The 26,280-nt window shown below is 48.3% G+C and carries 15 protein-coding genes; 7 read left to right on the top strand and 8 right to left on the bottom strand.

The features are described from left to right. Positions 1-38: 38 nt before the first annotated feature. From K1Y79_RS22050 to K1Y79_RS22040, 3 genes are read right to left on the bottom strand one after another with little or no spacing between them, the layout of a single operon-like run. Positions 39-2,195, bottom strand: coding sequence for a DEAD/DEAH box helicase (locus tag K1Y79_RS22050; RefSeq protein WP_220252361.1), 2,157 nt, complete (start codon positions 2,193-2,195; stop codon positions 39-41). Continuing rightward, positions 2,192-3,505: an ATP-binding protein gene (locus K1Y79_RS22045; RefSeq protein WP_220252360.1), complete on the bottom strand. Its 1,314-nt coding sequence runs from the start codon at positions 3,503-3,505 to the stop codon at positions 2,192-2,194. The genes K1Y79_RS22050 and K1Y79_RS22045 overlap by 4 nt, the downstream gene beginning before the upstream one ends. Further along, positions 3,502-5,295 (bottom strand): tellurite resistance TerB C-terminal domain-containing protein, encoded by a 1,794-nt coding sequence (locus tag K1Y79_RS22040; RefSeq protein WP_220252359.1) that lies wholly within the window; start codon positions 5,293-5,295, stop codon positions 3,502-3,504. Before K1Y79_RS22040 ends, K1Y79_RS22045 begins: the two co-directional genes overlap by 4 nt. 351 nt (positions 5,296-5,646) lie before the next feature. Here K1Y79_RS22040 and K1Y79_RS22035 point away from each other — a divergent pair, with 351 nt between their 5' ends. Beyond that, entirely contained in the window at positions 5,647-6,984 is a 1,338-nt protein-coding gene (locus tag K1Y79_RS22035) for an alkaline phosphatase family protein (RefSeq protein ID WP_220252358.1), read from the top strand. Positions 6,985-7,065: 81 nt separating this feature from the next. Here K1Y79_RS22035 and K1Y79_RS22030 read toward each other — a convergent pair whose 3' ends face one another. Together K1Y79_RS22030 and K1Y79_RS22025 are read right to left on the bottom strand one after the other, a co-directional pair. Beyond that, positions 7,066-7,491 (bottom strand): VOC family protein, encoded by a 426-nt coding sequence (locus K1Y79_RS22030; protein ID WP_220252357.1) that lies wholly within the window; start codon positions 7,489-7,491, stop codon positions 7,066-7,068. 101 nt (positions 7,492-7,592) lie between these two features. Beyond that, entirely contained in the window at positions 7,593-8,093 is a 501-nt protein-coding gene (locus K1Y79_RS22025) for a DinB family protein (RefSeq protein ID WP_220252356.1), read from the bottom strand. A gap of 593 nt (positions 8,094-8,686) precedes the next feature. On the opposite strand from K1Y79_RS22025, the gene K1Y79_RS22020 reads away from it, so the two are divergent. Both K1Y79_RS22020 and K1Y79_RS22015 read left to right on the top strand, forming a co-directional pair. Further along, positions 8,687-17,176, top strand: coding sequence for a gliding motility-associated C-terminal domain-containing protein (locus K1Y79_RS22020; RefSeq protein WP_220252355.1), 8,490 nt, complete (start codon positions 8,687-8,689; stop codon positions 17,174-17,176). Positions 17,177-17,266: 90 nt separating this feature from the next. Then, positions 17,267-17,815 (top strand): class I SAM-dependent methyltransferase, encoded by a 549-nt coding sequence (locus tag K1Y79_RS22015; protein WP_220252354.1) that lies wholly within the window; start codon positions 17,267-17,269, stop codon positions 17,813-17,815. Here the strand turns inward: K1Y79_RS22015 and K1Y79_RS22010 are convergent. Continuing rightward, positions 17,805-19,466: a lectin gene (locus tag K1Y79_RS22010; protein ID WP_220252353.1), complete on the bottom strand. Its 1,662-nt coding sequence runs from the start codon at positions 19,464-19,466 to the stop codon at positions 17,805-17,807. The two genes, K1Y79_RS22015 and K1Y79_RS22010, sit on opposite strands and share 11 nt — an antisense overlap. A gap of 247 nt (positions 19,467-19,713) precedes the next feature. Here K1Y79_RS22010 and K1Y79_RS22005 point away from each other — a divergent pair, with 247 nt between their 5' ends. The 3 genes from K1Y79_RS22005 (at position 19,714) to K1Y79_RS21995 (ending at position 23,788) form a co-directional block, all read left to right on the top strand. Further along, a complete protein-coding gene (locus K1Y79_RS22005; protein WP_220252352.1) occupies positions 19,714-20,376 on the top strand; it encodes a flavin reductase family protein in 663 nt (220 codons plus the stop codon). An 85-nt stretch (positions 20,377-20,461) separates the two neighbouring features. Then, entirely contained in the window at positions 20,462-21,934 is a 1,473-nt protein-coding gene (locus tag K1Y79_RS22000) for a PhoX family protein (protein ID WP_236059769.1), read from the top strand. A 78-nt stretch (positions 21,935-22,012) separates the two neighbouring features. After that, a complete protein-coding gene (locus K1Y79_RS21995) occupies positions 22,013-23,788 on the top strand; it encodes a cytochrome-c peroxidase (protein ID WP_220252350.1) in 1,776 nt (591 codons plus the stop codon). 222 nt (positions 23,789-24,010) lie between these two features. Here K1Y79_RS21995 and K1Y79_RS21990 read toward each other — a convergent pair whose 3' ends face one another. Continuing rightward, the gene (locus tag K1Y79_RS21990) at positions 24,011-24,658 is read right to left on the bottom strand and encodes a response regulator (RefSeq protein ID WP_220252349.1); all 648 of its coding nucleotides are present in this window, start codon (positions 24,656-24,658) and stop codon (positions 24,011-24,013) included. 537 nt (positions 24,659-25,195) lie between these two features. Between K1Y79_RS21990 and K1Y79_RS21985 the strand changes: the two genes are divergently transcribed. Next, positions 25,196-25,717: a 2'-5' RNA ligase family protein gene (locus K1Y79_RS21985; RefSeq protein ID WP_220252348.1), complete on the top strand. Its 522-nt coding sequence runs from the start codon at positions 25,196-25,198 to the stop codon at positions 25,715-25,717. 334 nt (positions 25,718-26,051) lie between these two features. Here the strand turns inward: K1Y79_RS21985 and K1Y79_RS21980 are convergent, their stop codons facing one another. Continuing rightward, on the bottom strand, positions 26,052-26,279 hold the full coding sequence (locus K1Y79_RS21980) for a hypothetical protein (protein ID WP_220252347.1): 228 nt from the start codon (positions 26,277-26,279) through the stop codon (positions 26,052-26,054). Position 26,280 lies beyond the last annotated feature (1 nt).

Below are 26,280 nucleotides of genomic sequence, written 5' to 3'. Positions count from 1 at the left end.
CATCTGTTTTGCGAACAGTGGCTGCCGCATTACCTGTTTTATTCCTTTACGAAGGTGTCTTCGTGAATAGGCGTTACGAGTTGTAGTTCTTCCAGAAAAGCTGCCGTACCAGGAACGTCGAAGACATTATTAAGTACGTATTCCACCTGTAGATCAATCGGCAGCCAGACGCCCCATTTATTGACAGGGAAGGGCGGATTAGATGTTTCCATCGTTGCCCTGACGTGTTCCCTGATAGCCGGCAACTGGTATCGGATATTGTTTACCAGCTCCTGCAGGTTAATGGCTTTACCTTCAATACTGATCCGGCTGGTTTTGTCATCCATAATAACCTTATTTCCAAGTGTTTGTATGAGAAAGTGCAGGGTACGATTGATCTTTGTGCCGGTGAAAGTATAGATGTCGATGGTATCGCTTTTTACGATCACGGGCCGTACTGCAGACTGCCCATTGAGGCGGAACTCCCTGAACATAGACCTGACCTCGTTAATGCTTTCTATGGCGCTGGAATCTGCCTCGTCACTGGTAAATTCTGTCGCCAGTATCTCCAGCATTTTGTTCCTGATCCTGGGGTGTACGTCGCCTGTGCCGCTGCTGAATTTGGGCTTCTTTCCATCGTTAGCTGGCGTCACATATACTTTCTTTGTATTGAAATCTATGTCTGTTATTTTCCAGATTCTTGCTGCCAGTAGGACGTTGTCACCGATAACGATAGCAGGATCTACTTCCAGTTCGCCGATTGTATTACCTGCATGTATTACCTTCAGCATGACAGGAGAGGCAAACATTGAGTAGAAGTCTCTGGAAGAGGTAAGCTTTTCTCCCTCCACACCTACAATGAGCTCTCTGCGCAGGTCTTCTATGAAGTCCCGTTTGATCATATCATCCAGGAGAAAGTCAAGTTCCGCCCCCGTGAACGCGGTGAATACCGCATTATTATGCAGCTTTTGCACCAATAGCTGTCTTGGCAGTCCATTGGTTTCCTTTAGTATAGACAGCGTTTGATGAAAGAGGAGGTCATAAGGTTTGATCTGGCCATACACCGGCTCTACAAACTGCTCTTTAAACAGTTCCCAGCAGGCGAATGATTGTAGCATAGACCAGTTTTCGGTAGCGTATAACAGTAGCTTGCTTTCCTCACCTTCCTTTCTTCCGCTTCGGCCTACCCGCTGGATCAGAGAAGCAATAGAGTGGGTTGCATCTACCTGTATGACGGTCTCCACTGTACCAATATCAATACCCAGTTCGAGGGTAGAGGTACAGGCAATACAGAAGTTGTGGCGTTTATTGTTTTTAACAAATTCCTCCACATACTCCCGGAGGTCTTTATCGACAGCCGAATGGTGGGAGAAATAGTAAGGATGCCCTTTCTTTCTTTCGGCCATCTTCTTCAGCTTCACGGCCAGTTCTTCAGCGTTGCCCCTGGTATTGGGAAAGATCAGTACTTTTCTGTCGTGAACATGGCGGTATAACTCGGCGATGAAATCCGGCTGATAGGCGACCTCATTGCCCTTGCTAAACTTAAAATAGGCTTTGATACCTTTGGCGGTTGGATCAATAAGTACTTTTGTATTAGCGGGATCTCCCGTAAATCGTTTCGCTTCTTCGTAATCGCCTACCGTGGCTGACAGGCCTACAATACGCGGCTTAGGGCCTGTGGCGAGTTCCCCGATGCGGGAGAGCAGTGATCGCAGATGCATCCCCCGGTCGCTGCCCAGGAAGGTGTGTATCTCATCTATGACAATAAACTTCAGCTTTGAGAACAATGCGCGGGCATTCTCAGGCCGGTTGCAAAATAAGGATTCGATAGACTCAGGCGTGATCAGTAAGATGCCTTCCGGCTGCTTCAGGAGGCGCTTTTTGGCCGTTATATTGGCTTCTCCGTGCCATCTGGTGACTGTCACATCCATATACCGGCAAAGGTCTTCCACCCGCGCAAACTGATCGTTGATCAGCGCTATCAGCGGCGAGATATATAATACCTGTACACCTTCATCCTTAAAATTGACTTTAGAGAGAATAGGCAGGAAGGCAGCTTCTGTTTTCCCGGAAGCTGTCCTCGATACCAGGATATAGTGATCTTCAGTGCCCATTATACGCTTGATAGCAGCAGACTGGATAGGGCGTAGTGCTTCCCATCGCTTGTCATTGATATATCGCCTGATGGGTTCTGAGAGTAGGGAAAATTCGCTCATATCTCCTTGATGTTTTCCAGGTCTTCCTCCATTGGTCTTTCATCTGTAACCTCTACATCCGCAAAGAGTTTCGCTTTGTCCAGTCCGGGGTTCTGACGCAGTATGCTCAGTATATTCAGGAAGTCCCTGATTACTTCCCGGGGCGTGAGAAATTCACTGGCACCCGGCCGGTTAAACAGTTCCTCCATAAAGAGCTGGATATCTTCGTTTGTAATGTCAATATTCGTTTTGTAGTTCAGGTCAAATACCTTTTTTAAATGCTGGAGCAGCACGAATATCTCCGTGGCATTCAGTGGCATGAGACGGATTACTGGCTGGGCGAAGTCGCGGATCTCCTGCGATTCAAACTTATTGGTAACCAGCCTGGACTTAAGTGCCTGGTAACTGAACAGCCCTCTTCGCTCATTCTCAAGAAATTCCCGGGTGCCCGCAAAGTTGAAGAACAGGTTGGTCACTTTCCCCTGGAAGCAGTCATTATAGATGCTCAGGATCTTTTCATAGTTCTTTTCCCGCATAGCTGCCGTCGGGATTTTGTATAGGTTGATAGCTTCGTCCAGGTTGATCATAAAGCCGCTATAGCCAATGCTGACAAATAACTTGCAGAAATTCTTCAGCATGTCATAGAAGTTGTCATCACCGATGATGTCTCTTACACCCAGATCCTGACGCGCTTCGGTTTTGGTGTGGTATTCTCCTTTCAGCCACCGCAATGCGTTCTTACGAAGTTGTACATCGTCCTTTATATATCCCTGGTAGTATTTCATGATAACAAGTCCGAAGTCGAAGCCGCCCACATCGGTTAGTTCATTAATCGTACGCATGATATAATCCTGAATGAGTTTCTCATGCTTTTCGTCCCTTATTTCTGCAATCGGGATGTTATTTTCCTGTGCTGCTTTAGTAATAACCTGTTCTATCCACTTTTCCAGCAGGGTAGAGAGGGCACCGCCTTCTGGTTTCGTTTGTATAGCCAGGTTGTCTATAATAGCTGTATATAGCGCTAATGATTTGCCATCATTGGCATAAAGGCGGTTCTGAGGGGTGAAATCGGCGTTAGCTACAACAAACTTCTGCTTCATAGCTACGGTATTCAACAGGTGCATCATAAAGGACTTGCCCGATCCGAAATCGCCTATCCAGAACTTGACCATACTATGTCCGTTCTTCACATCTTCCAGTGCGGTAATGAATGCCTGTATTTCTGCCGAACGGCCTACAGTAATATGTTGTACGCCGATCTTGGGCACAACACCTCCTAAAAGGGAATTAATGATGGATGTAGCTTCGCGGGGTTTAATGTTTTCTATCATACTGTAATGGTTTGAAAATAGGTTTCGGTGATGGTATACGTATCGTCATATTCTTCAATCAGCAGATCATCCAGTACTTCATAACAGGAGTCGTTAATACTCTCGATCAGCTGATCCTTGAATAGTTTTCGTTCTTTTGCGAATGACGAGACAGCGTCAGCCGACAGGCTGCAGGCATTGTCCCGGAACAGGGACAGCAATTCCTGTTGCTGCGTATTCAGTGCGATGCCGGCTGCAAATACCATCTCATTGCCTGTTCTGATCTCTACTACAGGCGGTAGCAGGGTAATAGAGGCGGCAGCAGGAGCAAGGGTGATCTCGTCTTCCGGCTCTTCGTCCTGAAGCAGTCTGTTGAGATGGCTGACCGTCTCACTATGTGCCGATCTGACAGCTTCGATTGCAGCAGCATCCAGTTGGACTGTACGCCGTTTTTTAAGGAAGATGCCGGGTACTTCTTCGAGTGCAGCCTTCAGATTAAGCGTCTGTATCAGGTTATTTGCCACGAGTTCAAACGACTGTTTCTCCTGTTCTGTCTTAAAGAGGCTTTTATGAATGGTTTTTGGCAGCTGTTTACGATCGGCGTTCTCAGAGCGGAGGTCGGCATGCAGGTATTTGAGGTAGAACCTGACAGCGTCTTCCCGGTCATATGCAGCAAACAGCTTGGATGCGTCAAAGAAGATGTTTTCTTTTTGGGGGTTATTGATATTCAATGCCGCCAGTTGTATTACATCCCCCACGCAAGCCGCGTAGTTATCCTTATTTACCCTTTCTTCTATTTGCTGGAAGAACTGCTTCCACCTGGTGTTATTTTGTGCATTCAGCTGAATTTCCGTTACCCTGTCCGCCGGTGGAACAGCTTTCTCCTTACTGATGATTGCCTCCGCTAGTAACTTGCCAATCTGGTCTTCAAATAAGCGGCTGCATTTGTTATAGGGAAAGTCTTCATTTAGTTTGCGCTTTTGCGCGTATTTCTCACGTACTGCGTTTTCTGCCCTTTTGAATATAGTAAGGTAAATATCGCTCTCTATACGTTCTTTGTAGTAGGCAGATTCAGTACTATCGCCACCCTTATAAGCGATTTTCAATACCTTGGTTGTCAGGGAGGCGACGCTATCTTCAACAGTGCTGTTGTGCTGTTTACATTCCTTGTCTATCACTTTCATGCAAGCCAGGTATAACCTGATCACCGCAATGCAACAACCTTCGACAGACAGGAATATGTTATCAGGATTCCAGAACTTATTCAGCCATTCCGCTTCCCTTACATTAAGGTATAGCTTATCTTTAAACCGGTGTCCAAGTTTGGCGTTTTCTTCGTAGTAGCTGGGTGTGTTTCCGGCCGGCATGGCAGGTCCGGTTACCGTAGGTTGCTCACTGTAATCAATCCGGCTTCCTTCGCTGCTGATGTCAATGATATCAATACCATTGTAAACCTGGGTTGCCGCTGGCTGTGTCGTGCCTGCCGGAGACTGTAACTGTCTTTCCTTATAAAAACTGATCACGTTCATATAAACAGTCAGCAGTTGCTGTTCGTTATACTGATCGTTTAGTAGCAGTTGCAGTGCCCCGTCATAGAGGCAGTCATACTCATATGGAATGACCCGTACCGGCGCTATACCGGTATAGGCTTTCTGCTCGGAGAGTGCCTTGTTAAGATACACAGCCTCCGTACCGGGTAGCAGGTTGAAAGCATTATTCGCTATCTGGTGGAAGTTATTATGCGGGCTGCCGGGGAAACCATAAGATCGAAGGTAGTTTGTCCATTCTTTATCGAAGAATTTGTCTGTCATTTTTCACAGTCTCTGGTATTAGTAAAGGGATTATTCTCATTGACACTAGATAACAATGTTGTGTGTCCTCAGTGTGCTAGTTTAATATATTTTTTTGATTAATTCGTTAACTTCCTGTTAATGATCTGTGAAACTAGTTCGTTGAGGTCGCCGGTTTATAGATATGCATATACTTGCGGCACTCGATTTACGTAGAATCAGGAGCTGGTAGATCACGCTACGCAATCTGCTTATCCTTTTGCATAACATATTTGCAAACCATGTGTTGCCCTGAGGTAACAATTTCTTAACCCGCCTGCCTGACGGTAGAGGTTTCATTTTCCGGTTTTTCTATAAAACAACAACAGTATAATGAAGCGTTTTTATACAATGGCAGGCGGACTGCTACTCACCTTATCATCCGTTGCCCAGCAGGTCAATCATGTTGTATTGATTACCATAGACGGCTTCCGTCCGGATTTCTACCAGGATGCCTCCTGGGGTATGAACAACCTCCGCATGATGAAAGACAGTGGCGTATCTGCCGACGGCGTGAACTGTGTGTTTCCAAGTGTAACCTTTCCCGATCACACAACTATTATTACGGGCGTAAAGCCTGCTAAGCATGGTATTTACTATAATGCTCCTTTTGAAGAGGGGAAAGCTAGTGGCAAATGGTATTGGTATTATGACGCTATCAAGGTTCCCACGCTGTATGACGCGGTACATGCCGCCGGAAAGACAAATGCAAATGTCATCTGGCCGGTAACTGTGGATGCACCCATAGATTACAACATTCCTGACATCTGGGCGCTGAACAAAGGCAAAGACAGGAGGGGTGCTTCCGCTGCTGCAAGCCGCCCGGCCTCGTTATGGGAAGAAGTGCAGGAACATGCAACGGGTAAGCTGGGGCCTGATGACTTTGCAATGGTCCGTCAGGAGATGCTCATGGACGAAAACATAGCCAGGATGAGCGCCTATATCCTAACTAAATATAAACCTGCCTTTACCACCATACACCTGCCATGTACAGATCACTACGAGCATGTGGAGGGTAGAGATGGCTTTCTGGTAAGGAAAGCAGTAGCAGGGGCAGACAGGGCTATCGGTACAATACTGGAAGCACTGATCAGAGCCGGTATACAGGACAGTACTGCTATCATTGTAACCGGCGACCATGGTTTCGTTAATGTCAGCCAGGCCTTTGCACCTAATGTGTTACTGGCGGCTGCAGGTCTGATCAAAAACATTGACAAGGCCGACTGGAAGGCGCGTTTTCATACCTCAGGCGGTGCTGCCTTTCTACACCTCAAGGATAAAAATGACCATGCTTCTGCTGCTAAAGTAAAGGAACTATTGGCTAACCTGCCGGCAGACCAGCGGAAGATGTTCAGGGTAATAGAGCGCCCGCAGCTGGACTCGATTGGAGCAGATCCTAACGCCGCGCTGGCGCTGGCTGCCGTACCCGGCGTTACCATCAGCGGTAGTGTCAAAGGGGCTATTGTAAAAGAAGCGAAAGGTGGAACCCATGGCTATTACCCAGACTTCCATGATATACAGACAGGCTTCGTTGCCTATGGTCCTGGTATTGCGCAGGGTAAAACACTGCAGGTAATGGATCTGATGGATGTCGCGCCTATTATTGCCCGCTTACTTGGTTTACAGTTCAATACTGCCGACGGACGTATACCGGCCGGTATATTGAAATAAGTCGTTGCTACAATACTCTAATGATAAGAGCCTTCATGCCCCCCAAAGGACGTAAAGGCTCTTATCATTGTAGCGCAGTATCTAGCTTGCTTCGCCGGTGTCATAGCTGATCATCCAGTTGACGCTGAACTTGTCTTTTACCATTCCAAATAGCGGAGACCAGAATGTTTTTTCCAGCGGCATTGTGATGTTACCACCTGCTGCCAGTCCATCGAAGATATTCCGGGTTTCCTCTTCAGAATAAGTAGAAATGGAAATAGACATGTTGTCGCCGGTCGCAACGTGTTCCATACCGGGTCCGCAGTCACTGCCCATCAGAATGTCCTTATCGCCTATTGGTAGTGCAATGTGCATGATTTTATTACCATCCGCTGGCGACAGGTCTGGCCCTGGCATTTCATTGAATTTGGAGATGGTGTGGAACGCCCCTCCAAATACAGACTTGTAGAAATTGAAAGCCTCTTCGCAGTTGCCATTAAAAATCAGATAAGGATTAAGTGAAGCCATACCAGTTATTTTTGTGTGATGCAATGATTCAAATGTAATCCTATATCCTATGGAAGCTGATGGGCAGATCAGACATTAATAAGGTGAGAACAAGACAGGCGTTATGCCCTGTCCCAGAAAGGAGGCGGTTCTATACCCAAAGCGCGAAGGTATACATATCCCTGACCCCTGTGATGAATCTCATTGTCTACAAAGTAGAACAGTGTAAACTGGATAGTGCCTTCCCATCGGCCAAACGCCAGATCTACTTCGTGGAAACGTTCTATAGGTATCTGTGGCCATAATCGATTCAGTTTCTCTGTCAGCTCATCCCATAAAGCCAGGAGCTCCGCTTTCGTTTGCGGCCCTTTGCCATTTTCATAGAATGAGAAGTCGGTAGACCATTTGCCGGTCAGTATTCCATCAATGCCAGGCATGCCCATACTGATCATTTCAAGTGCCAGCTCTGAGAACGGACGCATACCAGCTACCGAGAAATTAAATAGGTCTTTTTCCGGGAATGCCTCTATTACCCGTCGGGTAAGTTTACGGTGTCCCTGCCAGTGATCCAGCATTTCCTGTGGAGTAATAACCGCTTTCGTGCTTACCAGTTCCTGTGTCATGTCCAGATAGTTTAAATGGTGAGTGATGAGAATAACAATACAAAGAAAGTCACGGCCAGTGACAGCCCTATGTCAGCAGCATATGCTAACCCCAAGAAAAACAACAGCAAGCACTCCCCGGTTCACGTTTGTACCAAAAACTGGCGTTCAGGGGTATTTGTCATCATGGTAATTGAATATAAATCAGTTAGCCGCCTTTCATGTAAAGTAGCCGCTATGACGCGCTGCAGTACAGGAATGTGGATAACCCAGGATGTGGATAACTTTTGATATGGCCGTTTCACGATGGGTGGATTGGTTAACCGGCTGACTATCAGATTCCATTGCCAGAGTCCGCTTTTTATACTGAGGTATCTCCTATATTATATTATAGTACGCATTTTTAATATCCTCATATTATTTATACTTTTAATCTTAAAATAGTAATATTTTTTAGCTATACTACTTATGCCTATGAAACACTTTCTACAATTCCTGTCACCTATGGGGAGGGGCGAAAGAGGGGCTTTTTCAAACGTTAAAAATATGTCCGTCAGCTAGCAAATAGCGCCGCTGGTTTTATTTGTTGCAGACTATTCACGAAATCCCTATTGATGAAAAAGCTTCTAATACTATTATGCCTGTTGCTAGGCTGTGCATTCGGAATGGTGCAGGCCCAGACAGTGTATGTAAATGTACCGGACACGGTATGTATGTCCACCACCAACGCAACGGCCAATCAGTTGAAGTTTGCGAGTATGAATGCCCGGCTGACCGGTAACAATATTAGTGTTACCAAAAAGGCGGTCTGGCAAATCACAACCCCTAATAATACTGATGCTGACTATGAGGTACTCTATTCAGAGAACCCCGCTGCAGACAAGCCCTCCAAGCTCAATAACACCAACCTGCTGACTTTACAGTTCCTGATTCCTGGTACCTACACGTTTCGTGTTACTCAGGCATATAAAGGCGCTGACAGTGTGGAAAGGACTATCGTTACTACTAAGACGCTGATAGCAGAAAACTGTACTATCACAACCTGCGGCGACGGCTCTGCAACAATGGCGGGTTTTATTGAAGATTTTGGCTCAATGGCGGATGGCGTGAATCGCCGTCCTTATCCTGTTGATGGTGTTGTTAATTACACCTACCGTCCAAATGGGGATGTGCCTGAAGATCACTATATTATTACGCATAACCCCACCAACGCAAAGTCCAATTGGGCGAACAAGGCAGACCACACCGGCGGCTACCGCGGAGCAATGCTGGTCGCCAACTCCGCACTGGATCCGCGTCAGTTTTATACAAAGAATGTTACCGGACTCTGTGCCGGCTCAATATATAACTTCAGCGCATGGCTGCTGAATGTAAACACCGTCGCCTCTCTGGAAGGATGCGGTGATTACGGCTATGCCGGCGTAACGTTTAAAGTCGTTGACGCCAACAACCCGGCAAGGGTACTGAACGAGTTCAAGACTCGTTCCGTGTCGATGATGTTAGGCCCCCGCGGGCCAACCTGGCAGCGCTATGGTGGAACGCTGGTTGTTCCGGCCGACGTCACTGCCGTTAATGTATACGTTATTAATAATAAACCGGGAGGTTGTGGAAACGATATCGCCATTGACGATATCGAATTTGCTTATTGTAGCCCCAACATTATCTCCGAGATAGATGGCGACAGTGAAAGTCTGGCTGAAGTATTGTGTGAAGGCGCGCCTATTACCCTCTCTTCCAGCTATGCACCACTGGATTACTTCGTAGACCCCGTGTTTGAATGGCAGATGAGTGATGATGAAGGTAAAACCTGGTTGCCTGTACCATTCGGTACTATCTCAGCGAATAAACTGATCATTGGTGAAGGTGAACTCAAAGGTACCCGCAGCGTCGCCTCCGATTACCTCTTCCGTACCATCGTGTATGAGCGGGGCAGCGATCAGGCTACCTGTGCCTCTCCCTCCTCGGAAGTAAGGCTGACCATCCTGCCTATGCCAAACCTGACCCTTACCCGGAGCCAGGTATGTGAAGGCGCTGACGTTGAACTGGAAGCCTCCGGCGGATTTGACTCCTACGCCTGGAAAGACTTACCAGGACATTCAGGCACTACACGTAACATCGTAGTAGACAAAGACACTACTATTACCGTTATCGGTTATGTGAACTATGCTGACGGACATACCTGTCAGGATGAAAACAGTATCTTCATCAGTACTGTACGTTCTCCTTCAGTTGACGTATCCGTATCCAATCCTAGAATCTGCCTCGGCGAATCTGTTGACCTGAAGATCAACAGTGCGCTGGCTGGTTACAATATTCATTGGTACAGAGGTCCGGATGCCGGAGGTATTCTGGATCCGATGCCTGAATACGACGGCATGACTGACGTATCACAGCTACAGATCTCTGACCCGGCAGATACCGTATTTACGGTTATTGTAAGTGACCCCGGTAATGTCTGTGAAGTAAGATCTGCGCCGATCATTGTTAATACGTCCGGCTCTGTAACTACACAGCTTCGTCCTAATACCAAAATATTGTGTGCAAGCGCTAACCCAAGTGGTAACTTCACCATAGAGGTTGACAGGGTTCCTGGTGCAAGAGGTATCTGGGCGGTAGAAGAAATGTTCGGTCCTGCGGTAACTGATGACGTTGTAGACAACTATGTAAGGATTTTACAGCCAACTGCCGAGAGAACCAGGGTTACGATCAAAAAAGCAGGTGTATCTGTGGTATTGTCATGGACGCTGGCAAGTACTGCTAATCCGAACTGTGAGACCGTGGTGCTCGATACCCTCAGCCTGCTCACCGACCCTAGCTATTCATACGCTGGCCCGGATACTACGCAGTGTGGTACTGACAACATCTTTACTATGAATGCCAGCCGGCCGGCTCCTGAAACGGAAGCCTACGGTCCGGCGGCAGAAAGAGGCCAATGGAGACTGATCTCCGGCAACGCTACTATCGATAACGATACTGCTTATAATACCACCGTAACAGCACATGACCCTCAAGGCGATATCGTACTGACATGGACCATCACCAATCTCGGTGGATGTGTGGCCAACGTCGATGAGGTTGTCCTGCATAAGATAGGCAAACCTGTTATCAGACTGGCCAGCCCTGTTATTGCTTGCAGCAGCAAAGGCAGCTTCCTGCTCGATACTTTATCTACCAAGGGAACGCCGACCTTATATAGTATTACTACCGCTACGCCTGCTATGCCAGGATTTGTAGCAGTAACCGATCAGCCGCTGACATGGCCGCTAAGGGTCAATATTCCTGCAACTGCTCCTCCGGGTGTATATAACTTTAACCTGAGCTACAGAACTGCCAAGGCAGGATGTGACTCTACTGTACCATTTACGGTGAATGTAGCATCTGGCCCGACGCCAGCTACCAGCATCTCTTCCAGCACAGCCGGCGTTTGTGGTAACGGTACTGTAACGCTTCAGGTAAACGGCGGAAGCCTAGGTCTGCAGACTGACGGCGTGACGCCGAATGCAGTATGGGCGTGGTATGCCGGTGGCTGTGGAGCCGGCACCCGTATAGGTACCGGTGCAACCATCACCGTTCCATTAACTGCTGCCACTACCTTCTATGTAAGAGCAGAAAGTCTGGGCGCATGTGATACTACTGCCTGCGTAAGCACAACCGTGACCTTTACAGGTATGCCGGCCGCTATCAATGCCGGTCCGGATCAGGCTAAATGTAACAGTAGTGCCTTTGTAATGAATGCTACTCCTGCTGCTCCCGGCATCGGGGCATGGTCATTACCTGCGGGTGCTACCATCCCTGGGGGCCAGATTAACAATCCTGCTGCAACAATCACCGTCAACGCAGGTGATACCATCGCTGCCGTATGGCGCGTTACAAACGGTACCTGTGTGGTGACGGATACTGTTATATTAATTAACTACGCTCAGCCGACCCTCGCTGCTGCGGGTCCTGATATCAGACAATGCGGCAACAGGCTGTTTACCATGGCCGCCAATCCTGCGCTTGTAGGCAGAGGCGTATGGTCACTGCCTGCTGGTAGTACTGCTACCATTGCTGCCGGACAACAAAACAATCCTGCTGCCGTTATCGATGTACCGCAGGGTACTACGGTAACTGCTACCTGGACTGTTACCAATGGTCTGTGTACTTCTTCGGATGCTGTGGTACTGACTCATTCTGTACCGCCGACAACGGCAAATGCCGGTAACGATCAGGCACAGTGTGGTAATGACCGATTTACCATGAATGCAACCCCGGTAACTACGGGTACTGGTGTATGGACGCTGCCTGCCGGCACAAGGGCTACCATTACTGCCGGACAAACCAACAATCCTGCCGCGGTCATCACCGTTCCTGCCGGTACTACTGTTGTTGCTACCTGGACTACTACCAACGGAACCTGTACCTCTACAGATAATGTTACATTAAGTAATGGGTTAGGTGCAACTACCGCTGCTGCTGGTCCGGATATCTCACAATGTAATAATCCAAGATTTACGCTTGCTGCTAATGCGCCGGTTACCGGTGCTGGTAGCTGGACGGTTGTTTCCGCGCCTGCCGGCTTTACACTACCTGCCGGTATGCAGAATAACCCGGTTGCTACCATTACCATCCCCGCTGCCGCTATCGTTGTATTGCGCTGGACCATCTCTAATGGTGGCTGTTCTACTTCAGATGATGTAACGCTCACCAACAGTGTCGCTCCTAATCCGGCGGTTGCTGGCGATGATCAGTCAAAATGTAACATCGAAGATTTCACCCTGGCGGCTAACAGTGCTGCAGGTGGAACCGGCCGATGGACTGTAATTTCGCCTTCCACCTACGTATTCCCGCCAGCACAGGTGGCCAATCCGCTAGCGACTATCAGAATTGCTGCAGGCACCCGGTTGACGCTGACCTGGACTATCGCCAACGGCGGTTGTACTACCAGCGACACGATCGTGCTGACCAATAGTCAGTTACCTGCTGCTGCCGCTGCCGGTCCTGACCAGTCTCAATGTGCAGACCTTGATTTCATCATGGCTGCCAACAAACCAAATGTAACGGGCGCTATCGGCACATGGTCTGTAGTAAGTGGTCCTGCTACCATTGCTGCCGGACAGGCCAACATGGATACTGCCCATATTATATTACCATCAGGTACGACGGCTGTTTTACGCTGGACAATCTCCAACGGAACCTGTACAAGTGCTGATGATATCTCTTTAACAAGCATTCCTAGACCTACAACTGCTACTGCCGGTCCTGATCAGCAGCATTGCGAAAATGCGCTGTTCAATATGGCGGCCAATGCGCCGGTAACAGGTACTGCTGCCTGGAGCATCCCTGCGGGATCTGGTGTCAGCATAGCTGCGGGTGATATGAGCAATCCGAATGCGGTCATCACATTACCTGCAGGTAATACCGCTACTATCGCATGGGTGATCTCTAACAGTACCTGTAACTCGGTGGATAGTATCACACTGACTAACAGTGTGATGCCTAACAATGCTGACGCGGGCGACAGCCAGGTACATTGCGATGATCCTGATTTCATCATGAATGCCAACAACGCTGCTCCTGCAAGTGCTACCGGTACCTGGACGATTGTAAGCGGTACTGCGACCATCGTTAACATTCACAGTGCTACTACTGTGGTGAATGTACCGGCGGGTAGTACGGCCACGCTTCGCTGGACGATCTCCAACGGGGCATGTACTTCTACGCCTGATGATGTGGTGCTTACCAATCAGCCGGCCATCCAGGGTAATACTATTACTACTGACCAGGTATTGTGCGCCAGCGACGTTCCGGCTACGCTGTCGGGAGGTACCATCACTGGTGGTACTGGTAACTATACCTACCAGTGGCAGATGAGCACCACCAATGCAACGACCGGTTTTGTAAATGTAACCACTGGCACAGGCGGTACTACCCCTGACTATACGCCGACCAGCATTACCCGTAATACCTGGTTCAGACGGGTGGTAATGTCCGGTGCATGTACCGGTAATATCAGTAACGCTGTGATGCTGACGCTCATGAACATCCCGCCGGTAGTTATTTCCGTTCCTGATCCAATCACTGCTGATTGTGAAAACGGGGTTGATTACACTACCCGGTTCGGTACGCCGGTATTCAGCCACGCGCCATACGATAATGAACCGTTGACCATCACATATAATGATGTTACCAACGTTCTGAATACTTGTACGACGATCATTACCCGCACGTGGACTGCCACCGACCGTTGCGGCCTCAGTACGCAGGCACAACAGGTGATCACGGTAACGGATCAGACTGCGCCGAAGTTTACTTCCGCTGCTCCTGCTCACGTAACGGTAAGCTGTGACGCGATACCTTTACCGGTTAATCTGACGGCTACTGATAACTGCGCGGGCACCATGAATATTGCCCCAATTGAACAGCGACAGGATGGAAGCTGCCCAAGCAACTACCTCCTCGTACGCAGATGGGTGGCTACGGATGCCTGTGGCAATAACAGCGATACTTTAATGCAGATCATCACCGTAAGGGATATGACGCCGCCGGTATTCAATGGTATTGCTCCGGTGAATATCACTGTTGACTGCGACAAAGTCCCTGCCGGCGAAGTAATGACTGCTAATGATAACTGTACGCCTGGTATGATTACTGTGAATCCGGTAGACACCCGTAAGGCAATCTCCGGCAGTAAGTGTGCTGACAACTACCAGATTGTACGCACCTGGACGGCGACTGACCTTTGTGGTAACAGAACCGTATTAACCCAGACCATCACCGTACAGGATACAATTAAACCAAGATTCTCTGTTATCGTCCCTGCGGCCATAACTGTCAATTGTGACAGCATTCCTGGTGTAGACAACGTAACAGCTACTGATAACTGTACGGCTAATGTTACAGTAAGACTGACTGAATCCAGGCAGTCGCTGTCAACTTCCTGCCTGAGCAGCTATAAACTGACCCGTACCTGGACTGCCAGTGACGCCTGCGGTAACACCGCTACCATGCAACAGGTAGTCACCGTTCAGGATACGACCAGACCGGTATTCGCAGTACTGCCTCCGGCTGATACCACGGTTAGCTGTGATGCGGTTCCAACTGCTCCGACTAACCTCAGAGCCACCGACAATTGCGGTACCGTGAAGATCGGGTATACCCAGACCCGCGAAACGATCCAGGGTGGTTGCGCTGGTAACTACCGACTGATCCGTACCTGGACGGCGCGCGACCTTTGTAATAATACCACGGTAATGCGTCAGGTGATCACCGTTACAGATACTACCGGCCCGGTAATCGATCCTGCTCCGGCTGACGTAACGATCAGCTGTACAGATGCAGTACCGGTACCTGCTACTCTCTACGCGGTTGATAATTGTGATGTGAACTTCCCTAAACGGGTAGCCATGACACAGGATCCATTCGTAGTAGATAAATGTAACGGGTATACCATCACCAGAAGATGGAACATCTCAGATGCATGTGGTAACGCTGCTACTGAAAGAATCCAGACAATCACCGTTGAACCATGCCCTAAGCCGGAACTGGAAACGAATATGCCATCTAACTGTTCTTCCAATACCAGATTCGCGGTCATGCTGAAGAACAAGGTGACAAGACCTAAATTTGTACTGATCGGCGTAGTACCTGCTACAGCGGTAGCAACACCACTGACGCAAAGCAGCAACGTGTTCGACCTGAAAGGCGCTACACAGGCTACCTTCGCCGTTATTGACGGTGTTACCGGTTGCTCTTCCGACACGGTGACCTATGACCTCGACTACATACTGAAACCATTTGTTGAACTGGGCGATGATATCGCTGTATGTAACGGTGAATCAGTTACACTGGATGTAGGTGCTGCCAACGCAGGCTACAACATCCGCTGGTCAACCGGGGCGCTTACGCCAACTGTTACTGTCAATAATCCGGGTACTTATTCCGTAACAGTATCCAACGGTATCTGTACAACGGTAGACTCGATCAAACTGAGTGTAAACAATCCGCCGGTGATAGATATGAAAGATACTACCATCTGTGAAGGCACTACCCTGAGACTGGGGGCTGACATTCCTGGTGCTAGCTTCGTATGGTCTACCGGAGAAACTACACCGTTTATCGATGTATATATGGCCGGCCGTTATATGGTGGACGTCAGCCTGAACGGTTGTACTACCCATGATGAAATAGATGTAACAGTGGCTCCTGCTCCGGCAGTTGTACTGACACCTGATACGGAGATCTGCCCTGACGAAACTGTTATGCTGACAGTCGATCCTGATGGTGGCAGCGTAAGCTGGAACAATGGTGAAACCGGCAATTCTATTGTGGTATCAAGACCTGGTGATTACTGGGTGACTGTCACCCGCAACAGCTGCGTCATTACTGACACTGTAAAAGTTACACTGAAGTCACACCTCAATATCAACATCGGCCCTCAGCGCGAAATCTGTACAGGCGGCCTGGTAGTGCTTGATGCTACCAACACCGACGCAGTATCCTACCTGTGGAATGACGGTGATACCAATCCGGTGAAGGAAGTAAGCCAGCCAGGCAGATACACCGTTTCTGTAATGGACAGGTTCTGTTCTCAGATCACTATGGATAGTGTGGATGTGATCGTCTCCGGCATCCCTGCGTTTGACCTCGGCCGAGATACTACCCTCTGCCTTGACAATACGCTGGATCTAAAAGTAGAACCAGGTATAGGCAACCAGGTGCGCTGGCAGGATGGTAGCACGGCGAATACCTTTAAGGTAACCAGCACCGGCTACTATACCGTAACCATTTTTAATGATTGCGGATCTGCCACCGACCAGATAGCCGTTACGTTCAAACCTTGTGAGCCTGATCCGTCTATACCAACTGCCTTCACACCGAATGGCGATGGTAAGAATGACCTATTCAGACCAACGGTGAAAGGCCCGATGTACGAATACCAGTTACACATCTACAACCGCTGGGGTACACAGGTGTACTTCGGAAGAGACTCCAGGCTGGGCTGGGATGGCCGTTACCTCGGAGAGCTGGTAGAAAGTGGTAGCTACATCTGGGTGATGAGCTACAAGAACAAAGCCGGTAGTCCGGTAATCATCCTCAAAGGACAGGTTACGCTACTGAAATAAGAAGAAGTGTAAAGTAAAATAGGCAAGGCGTTCCGGTAATACCGGGGCGCCTTTTTTTATATTCCTTACCTTTACCCATTTTGCACAGGTATGGACAGCAGACAGCTTTGGAATGAACGATATACGAAAGGATTACCCTCACTGGAAACACCAGATCCCTTTTTTCTTACGATGTATGAAACATATGTTGGTCCGCAGTTCCCGACACCAGGACTCGCGCTGGATCTAGCGGCCGGAACCGGCAGGCATACCCGTCATCTGGCGGAAGCTGGCTGGAACGTCTGTGCGGTAGACATATCTGACGTGGCCATGGAGCAACTGAGTGCGGCATCGTCGGCATTACAGGTACAAACGGTCTGCGCCGACCTGTCTGGTTACACCTTACCGCCGGCAACCTATGACCTTATTGTTCTGTATTATCATTTTGACCGTAAGCTGTTCCCGGAGGTCATACAGGCCCTCAGGCCAGGTGGTATCCTCATTAGCAAACAGGCAGTAGGAAAACCGGCTAATCCTGCTGCCTTGCAGGAAAAGGAACTGCTACTGCTTACAACAGGACTGACATGTCTGAGCTATGGGGAAAGACCTGTGCGGGACAGGGGAGTGGCAGAATATGTGGGGAAACTCCTTACTGATTAACAATAAATCGTTCTGCTGCACCTACCGCTACCTTGCTGCATGTCATCCTCGCTATACCATCTTCTGCAGATAGATATGCTCCGTTACTGCCGCGTAGGGAAACCGTACCATCGCCGTTGCTGATCCATTCAAACTGTTCCCACGGACCGATCGCTGTACGGTTACAGATAACAGGTTGTGTGCCGTTTTCTGTACAAACATAATTACCCTGGTTGCGTAGTGCCACTTTACCATTACCTGCGTCAACGACGGTAAACTGTTCCCAGCTCTGAGCGGTGGTACGGTCACAGATCATAGGCTGGGTATTGCCCTCGCTGCACACATAGCGGTTATTAAAACCTTTTAAGGTAATCGTCTGTCCGATAGGTACAACTGTACCTCCTGGCATTGTTGGCGTAGGACGTACCGCTGTAAGTGCTATCTGTCCCTTTAACATGCGGCCACCATCTCCGGTAAGACGCAGGTAATAGTCTGCCGAACACGCCACTCCATCTTCATCCAACGTCCGGAAGCCGGAACCTGCCGGTATCTGGCTGCTGTTTTCTGCTGTCTTTGCAATCTGATTACCCTCATTATACTCATCAAACATGGAGATATAGATGCCCTGTACACCTAGCCTCACCATGTTATACAACTGCCGCCACATAAAGTCTCCGTGAGCGCGTTGTCCTTCCTGCAGGTCTCCTGGCAATACGCAGGGCTGGTAGTCTATACCGTTGGTATTGCAATAGCTCTGATCGGGGGTATTTACATTGGTATAGAAATGATCTGCATCATTTACTGTACTGATACGCCCAACCATCCAGGGAGACAGCATATTGAAGGCCTTGTAGGTGTTGATGAAACCAGGCTTGGAGTCGCTGTTCTCATTGCGCCAGTGGGTAGGCACACCACCAATTACATAACATCCCTGACTTTTAAACCAGTTGATCACATCCAGGCAGACAGCTGCGGACCATGGATGGTTATCATCATTAAATCCAAAGCCCCAGATGCAAACTACTGGCTTGCCATTCTGATAAGCATAAGCGGCTGACGAAGTATATGCCGACATTTTACTGGTCCAGTCAGTTTTGATCTCTGCCTGCATATTCGTCCATCCACTTACATCATACATAATGTAGAACTTACGGCCGTAAGCTTCTGCCGCTGTTTTTACCTTTGCTGTAATAGCATCTCTTACAGGACCTTCCTGCCCGTTAGGGTTAAAGCGTTGCAGTGCGGCAACATCAATATTATGTTGCTGCATCCAGCTGAAGTGGGTGCTGATGGTCTGGTCAGAAAAGGAAGAGAATAACCTGGCAGGCTGCCCATTGTTTAGTGCAGGCCATCCCGTAGTATAGGTGTTGGTATATTCCCTTACGTCAGGCCATGACTTAATGCCATTATTGGCTGCCGACGGCAGTTGCGCCCAATTCTGTGTCCAGTGCCACCAGGCATTAATAGGAGAGCCGTCTCCTGTACAGGCAAACCATCCCTGGTAACCTACTGTAATCTTTCCTACCACATCCCCGATAGGAGATGCCTTTGCATTTGCAGCAAGTTCATTTGTGTTGGAGAGTGTTACGGCATCGCCTGAAAGCGTCTGCCTCGTACATCCGTTAGCAAACAGCAGGCTGATTGCTACGAGTACGCAATGACTGATTTTCATAGTATGTATGTTTTGTTCGGATTTACCGGTAATGGATCCGCAGATGGAGGATTTAATACTGGTTAAACAAAGATTATGGTCTGTACGTGTACGCACAATGGTCTGAGCCGCACATTATTAACGGCGGGCAACAGCTGATTATTGTACTACAAAAATAAACAAATCCATTGCAGCTGAAACGCAGCAAGAACCGGGTTGAATACTGTTTTATGCACGGCTACTTTTGCGCTATCTAAATTGATTTACCATGCATATAATAGCAGAACCCTCCATTCTTTACTTCGGTACGCCCGTAGTACTGATCAGCACTGTTAACGAAGACAATACCTTCAATCTGGCACCTATGTCGTCTGTTTTCTGGCTGGGCTGGCGTTGTATGCTGGGTTTATCTGCCTTGTCCAAAACGACTGAAAACATACTGCGTAACCGGTCCTGTGTACTTAATCTGCCATCTGTAGCACAGGTACAATCAGTCAACCGGCTGGCCCGTACTACCGGCAGTAACCCTGTCCCTACGGGCAAGCAGCAAAAAGGTTACCGCTATGAGCCCGGTAAGTTTGAACTGGCAGATATGACGCCGCTGGCCGCAGAAACGGTTACCGCTCCCAGGGTACTGGAATGCCCCGTGCAACTGGAAGCAGTACTGGAAGGTACGTATGCGTTGGCGGCAGACAGTCCTGTGCAACGCGGCAAAATATTGACGCTGGAAATGAGGATTACCCGGGTATATCTCGAAGAAAGCATATTGATGGATGGCAGGAAAAACAAAATCGATCCGGATAAATGGCGTCCGCTGATCATGAGTTTCCAGGAGTACTACGGCCTGGGTGAAAAGCTGCACCCATCCGCCCTGGCAGAGATTCCTGAGTCAATGTATCAAACGCCGGACATTGAAAAAGCCAGGGTCTGACGCATTCCTTCACATTGATTTAACGTGGGATTAACATTGCCGCAACATGCGTGCTGGATATTGCGCCTCAAATCTATCAACACGTATGAAGCTTAATTCTCTGATGAGTCAAATCAGTCCGCTGGTGGCTGCGGTACTGATGGCTGGCTGTAGTAACAATGACAACCCTTCTACACCTCCTGAGACAGGACTGCCCATTAAGACACAATCTGTAACACCATCTCTGGTAAAGGCATTACCAGGTTTTGATAACCTGAAAATTTATCCGCTGATCAGCAGTGATGATACATTGTCCGGTTCTCCTGCCTTCAGATATGGCGCGCAACCTGACGGTGCAGGCATGATTAAAAACCCTAATGGTGATGGTTATGTAATGATCACCAATCACGAGATCCTCTTCTCTGTTTCCCGTGTCTTCCTCGACAAAGAACTGAAACCTGTAAAAGGCGAGTATATCGTAGATGCACAGGGTGGTAGTATGCGCCTCTGCTCCGCCACCATGGCCGATCCTGCAGAACATGGCTTTGGCCCGATGTTCCTCACAGCAGGTGAGACAGATGGCGAATCAATGATTCATGCCATTGATCCAATGGGATCAGCTGACCTTAAAAAGACAAACCGTACAGTACCGGCATTAGGTAAATGCAGTGCAGAAAACGCAGTGCCATTATCTAAAAATGCATTTCCAGGTAAAACCGCCATCTTCATCGGCGAAGATGAAAGCAGCCGCCAGGGCTTAGGTCAGGTAAACCTGTACCTGTCTGACGTAGTTGGCGACTTGTCAAAAGGTAAACTGTATATGCTGCGTCGTGTAGACCAGAATATCGTCGAGACAGATATGGAAGTTGGTAAAGCGTACGATGTGGAGTTTGTGGCTTACGAAGATGTAGCTACCAGCACCGGCGCTGAACTGGCTGCCCAGACAGTCGCGCAGAAAGCTATCCAGTTTGCTCGTGTGGAAGACCTGGATTATGGTAAAGGTTCTGTTGAAAATAATCGTAAACTGTACTTCACTGCTACCGGTGTAAGCCAGTCAGACAAGAAGACGCCTGTTGCGGGTTTGACCATGTGGGGCCGCCTGTATGAACTGGTACTGGATGCTTCCAATCCGCTGAAAGGAAAGCTGACGCCGCTGGTTGACGGTAACGTTGATCCGGGTAACAGCCTGGTGAATCCAGATAACGTATGCGTTACCCAAAACTTTGTATACGTGCAGGAAGATGGCGATTCTTACTATGCAGATAACAAACATGACGGTCGCATCTGGCAGTACAACATCGCTACAAAGGCGCTGAAGCCTATGCTGGAAATGGATCACCGCCGTAACGATGCTACTTTCAACGCCAAATATAACCCAGGTAACGATACCCGCCTGGGTTCATGGGAATATGGTGCAATGTATGACATTTCCGACCTGGTTGGTAAGCCCAATACATTCGTGGTAAATATCCACCCGCACACCTGGACAGACAGCAAATTTGTGAACGCTGACGGTAGTGGACTCACTACGAATAAAGAAGGCGGTCAGACAGTGATCATCACTGGTATTGAAAAATAATCATCTGGCTTCATGGCCTTTATAAAAAGTTTCCCTCTTCACGGAGGGAAACTTTTCCTATTACATCCGCGTATGCACATGAGGAAATTCGTGTTTTTAGCCGCCGCCAGCATCTTTACCTGGCTGGCATGTACCAACAGACAATCATCCATAGCTACTCTCGACAACACTATCCACAACTGGTTAACACTGCATCTTGACTCACTGGAGGCAGAGGCGGAACACCTGCAGGCACTGGTCGCTGCGCGTGCGCCAGAGCCGGAACTGAAAACAGTCTTCAGGGACTGCAGGCGGCTGTATAAACAGTTGGAATGGTTCAGCGCCTATTATGCCCCCGCTACGTCCCGCCAACTGAACGGGCCGCCACTACCTGAAATAGAAGTAGAAGAAAACAAAGCTTCCGATCCTGCAGGGCTGCAGGTCATCGAAGAACTGTTATTCCCCTATGATACTAGCTTGCACAAAGCGCTGCAGAAAGAAGCCAAAGGGCTTGTTTCCAGCCTCATTCCCTTAAGACATACCGTAGAGAATACCCGTTTTGATACTGCCCATGTTTTTGATGCCTGTAAAATGGAGGTGTTCCGCACCGCAACGCAGGGAATTACCGGCTTTGATACGCCTTTGTCGGGATGGGGGCTGACAGAGACAGGCGTAGCTTTGCAGGCAGTAAGGGATGTGATGCAGCTGACCGGTGCGCCCGACAGTCTGCTGCTGCGTTTCGACAGCACCATTGCAGCGACCGGAAAGGTTGCGCCTGACGGCGGATTTGACTACGCCCAATTACTGGTGTCGCACCTGAATCCATTATCCGCTGCGATGACCGACTGGTTCTATGCGGAAGGGCTGCAACCAATCAAATATCCGCAGGCATTAAAAAATACCGCACGTACATTGTTTGACAGCGGCGCATTCAATACAGCTTACTTCGTGCATAATGCTGATGCCGCACCGACGCCTGACAAGGTAGCTTTAGGTGAGATGCTGTTTTACGATAACAGGCTGGCCGGTAATGGCCGGCGTAACTGTAGCAGTTGTCATGTGCCGGAGAAAGCGTTCACTGACGGATTGCCTAAAAACGTTTCCCTGGACGGAGGGGCCACCGTACTGCGTAATACACCGACTTTATTATATGCCGGCCTGCAACAGGCGCAGTTTTACGATATGCGTTCGCCTACGCTGGAGAACCAGGTACTGGATGTATTGCATAACGAAGCCGAGATGCATTCTTCGCCAGAGCGGGTATCTGCCTGGCTGAATCAGGACACTGCCCTGAAATCGCGATTTAAAGGCGCATTTCCCGACATGCAGGATTCTATACTACCGAGGCATGTCATGCGGGCGATCGCAGCTTATATAAGAGAATTACACCCTTTCCGTTCAGATTTCGACCGGTATATGCGGGGTGAGCAGACGGCGCTGACGGCTCAGCAGAAAAAGGGACTGAACCTGTTCATTGGGAAAGCCCGTTGTGCCACCTGTCACTTTATGCCACTGTTCAATGGTACAGCTGCACCTTCATTTGCCACTACTGAGTCAGAAGTGCTGGGTGTATTGAAAGCTCCGGGTGCGAAAGAACTGGATCCGGATATGGGAAGGTATATCCATACTAAACTGGATGAGTTGAAGTATGCATTTAAAACGCCCACGCTGCGTAATATCAGCCTGACTGCTCCGTACATGCACAATGGGGCTTATCGTACGCTGGAGGAAGTCATGGAGTTCTATAACAAAGGCGGCGCTGCCGGCTATGGCATTGTGGTACCCGGACAGACGTTATCTGCTGACTCTTTACAGTTGTCATCGGCAGAGATAGCAGCTGTTATTGATTTTATGGGCGCGTTAACGGATCGTTAATTGAGGACAGGATATATTAAGAAAGATGATATAAAAGAAAGAGCCCTGAGAACAGGGCTACACCAGATAAATTAACGTAAACAGATCCTTTAATTTCTTTATATCCCTGTTAGTATTTATCTATGATAAGTTTGAAGGTCTATCTGTAAATGCACGTGCAAAGGTAGACCTTCTTCATATGTCAGCATATCACCTAAAACGGGGAGGCGCGGGTAGTGATCATCACACCAGACCCTGATGTATAGCCAGCGCCACAGCCTCTGTGAGAGAGGCTACATGTAGCTTCTCGTAGATCTTTTTTACGTGACTACGCACCGTTTCATAGCTGATGTTCAGTTCACTGCTGACCATCTTATAACTCATGCCATTGACGATACACGTCAGTACTTCTTTCTCACGGGCGGTAAGATTATAGTTATCGATGTTCCTTTCGGGTTTCAGCATCACACTACGTTGCAGCAGGTTAAGTACACGACGGGCAATAGAAGGGCTCATAGGCGAGCCGCCTGTCTGTAGTTCCTGTATTGCGCTGATCAGCCTTGTACTCAGATGATCTTTCAGTATATAACCGGATGCACCGGCACAGATAGAATCAAACACCCTGTCATCATCTTCAAATACGGTCTGTATCAGTATCTGAACATGTGGTACTTCTTTTTTCAGCAGTCTGATGGCTTCAATCCCACTTGTTTCGGGCATGTCAATATCAATCAGCACAATGTCCGGTGCAGACGCCAGCACATCATTCACACAATTGCTGGTGTCACTATATACGCCGGTCACCTCTATGGAAGGCGCAGTACGCAGTATTTTCGTGATACTGTTGCGAAAGCGTTTATTGTTGTCAAATATGGCAACGCGTATAATCATGTTTCGTTTTTTAGCTGTTACCCTGGTTGAGAGGTAACAGGACAGTCTGGTTTTAAATGTGTCCCCCTTTTTGAAGCGTACCATAAGCCGGTGCTGCACAATACAGGCAGTACCGGGGGATCGTGTATACACAATCGTGGTGATTCAGGTCAGTTGCCGTACCAAACCATGCGCGTCGCTGTTGCGCTCTATCAGGCAGCACGCGATATTGCGAAAGCGCCTATTTTCAGTTCCTGAGGTAATGAAATATAGCGGCTATTGCTGTGCTCTAATGGTTTGGGTTAACATGATCATTTTTACCGGCTAATGGTAAGTTTTTCTCATGATATGTTTTTTCTCTGCTGACTTTGTTGCCAATCCAAAAATAAGTGTTTAATAATATTAATTTGCAACTCGATATTCATTTTTTGAGTAACCGAAGTTAATTTCTTATACGTGTTATCACGCAGGCTTTTGATGACGCTGTAGCAGAAACGGATTCGCACGTATAATTGTTACACAGAATCGTTTAATATTGAGTAGAAATTAAAAACGGCCATGAGTAATATCCTGATAGTAACACTGGAAATGGAGGAGGTGTATCAACGACACTTTAATGATTTACGTCAGCAGTATTTCCCTGCACATGCCAACTACCTTGATGCTCATATCACGTTATTCCATCACCTTCCTGCCGACGTGCCTGAAGTCACAGCGACACTGGCAACAGCTGCGCAACGCGCTGCATTTACATTGAAAGTAGCAGGTGTTGTACATTTTGGAAATGGGGTGGCCTACCGGCTTGAATCGCCCGAATTGCAGGCTTTACATCATGCTTTACAACAGGCGTTTGAACCATGGCTGATCCGCCAGGACAAGCAGTCCTTACGTCCGCATATTACCGTGCAGAACAAAGTAACGGCTTTCAAGGCACAACAGTTACACGAGCACTTATCGGCCAGCTTTGTTCCTTTTGAGATGCAGGCAACGGGTTTGAAAACATGGAGATACCTGCATGGTCCCTGGAAAGCGGAAAAAGTATGGCCGTTTTCAGATATCACGGCCTCAGAAGGCGTGTAGTGGATATCGCCGGGGAAGAGGCGCGGAGTTGGTAGAGGACATAAAAAAGATCTTACGGTCATCGCACGAATTATTCGCGGGATGACCGTAAGATCCTATAAGTAAAAGTAAATTGAAAGGCTTCTCCTGTTCAGGTAGTACAAGCGACGAACTAGCGACGACCTAGCGACGAACAAGAGGTGGACTTGAACAGTTCCTGTCTGGTTGCAACGTCTGTTGATTCGTATAATACTTTGCTGTATTATGATGGCTCGTCTATATTTGAGCATCCATTCTTTATAGCATTAATATATTGACCTTCAGATGGCTCGTACTGCAATTTAACCATTACTGGTTAATTTCCTTCCTCTTTCGCCAGGTAATTGTCGATGGCCATACCAATTTCTTTGGTCTCCGGCGTCTCATTATCTGTACCGTCTTCGAACCAGTGGTTAGCTCCTTCATTATCCTGTTTCAGGAACAATACGATTGTCTTACCAGGTAACTGCACTTTAAAACGACGTTTATCTGCCTGTTCTACCGTTAACTGGTCGTTGTTGTGATCAATGGTGAAAGTACTCATG

Source organism: Chitinophaga rhizophila, assembly GCF_019492185.1.
Lineage (GTDB): Bacteria > Bacteroidota > Bacteroidia > Chitinophagales > Chitinophagaceae > Chitinophaga > Chitinophaga rhizophila.
The sequence above is the reverse complement of the archived record's forward strand: the minus strand, read 5'-3'. Positions and strand labels throughout refer to the sequence as shown.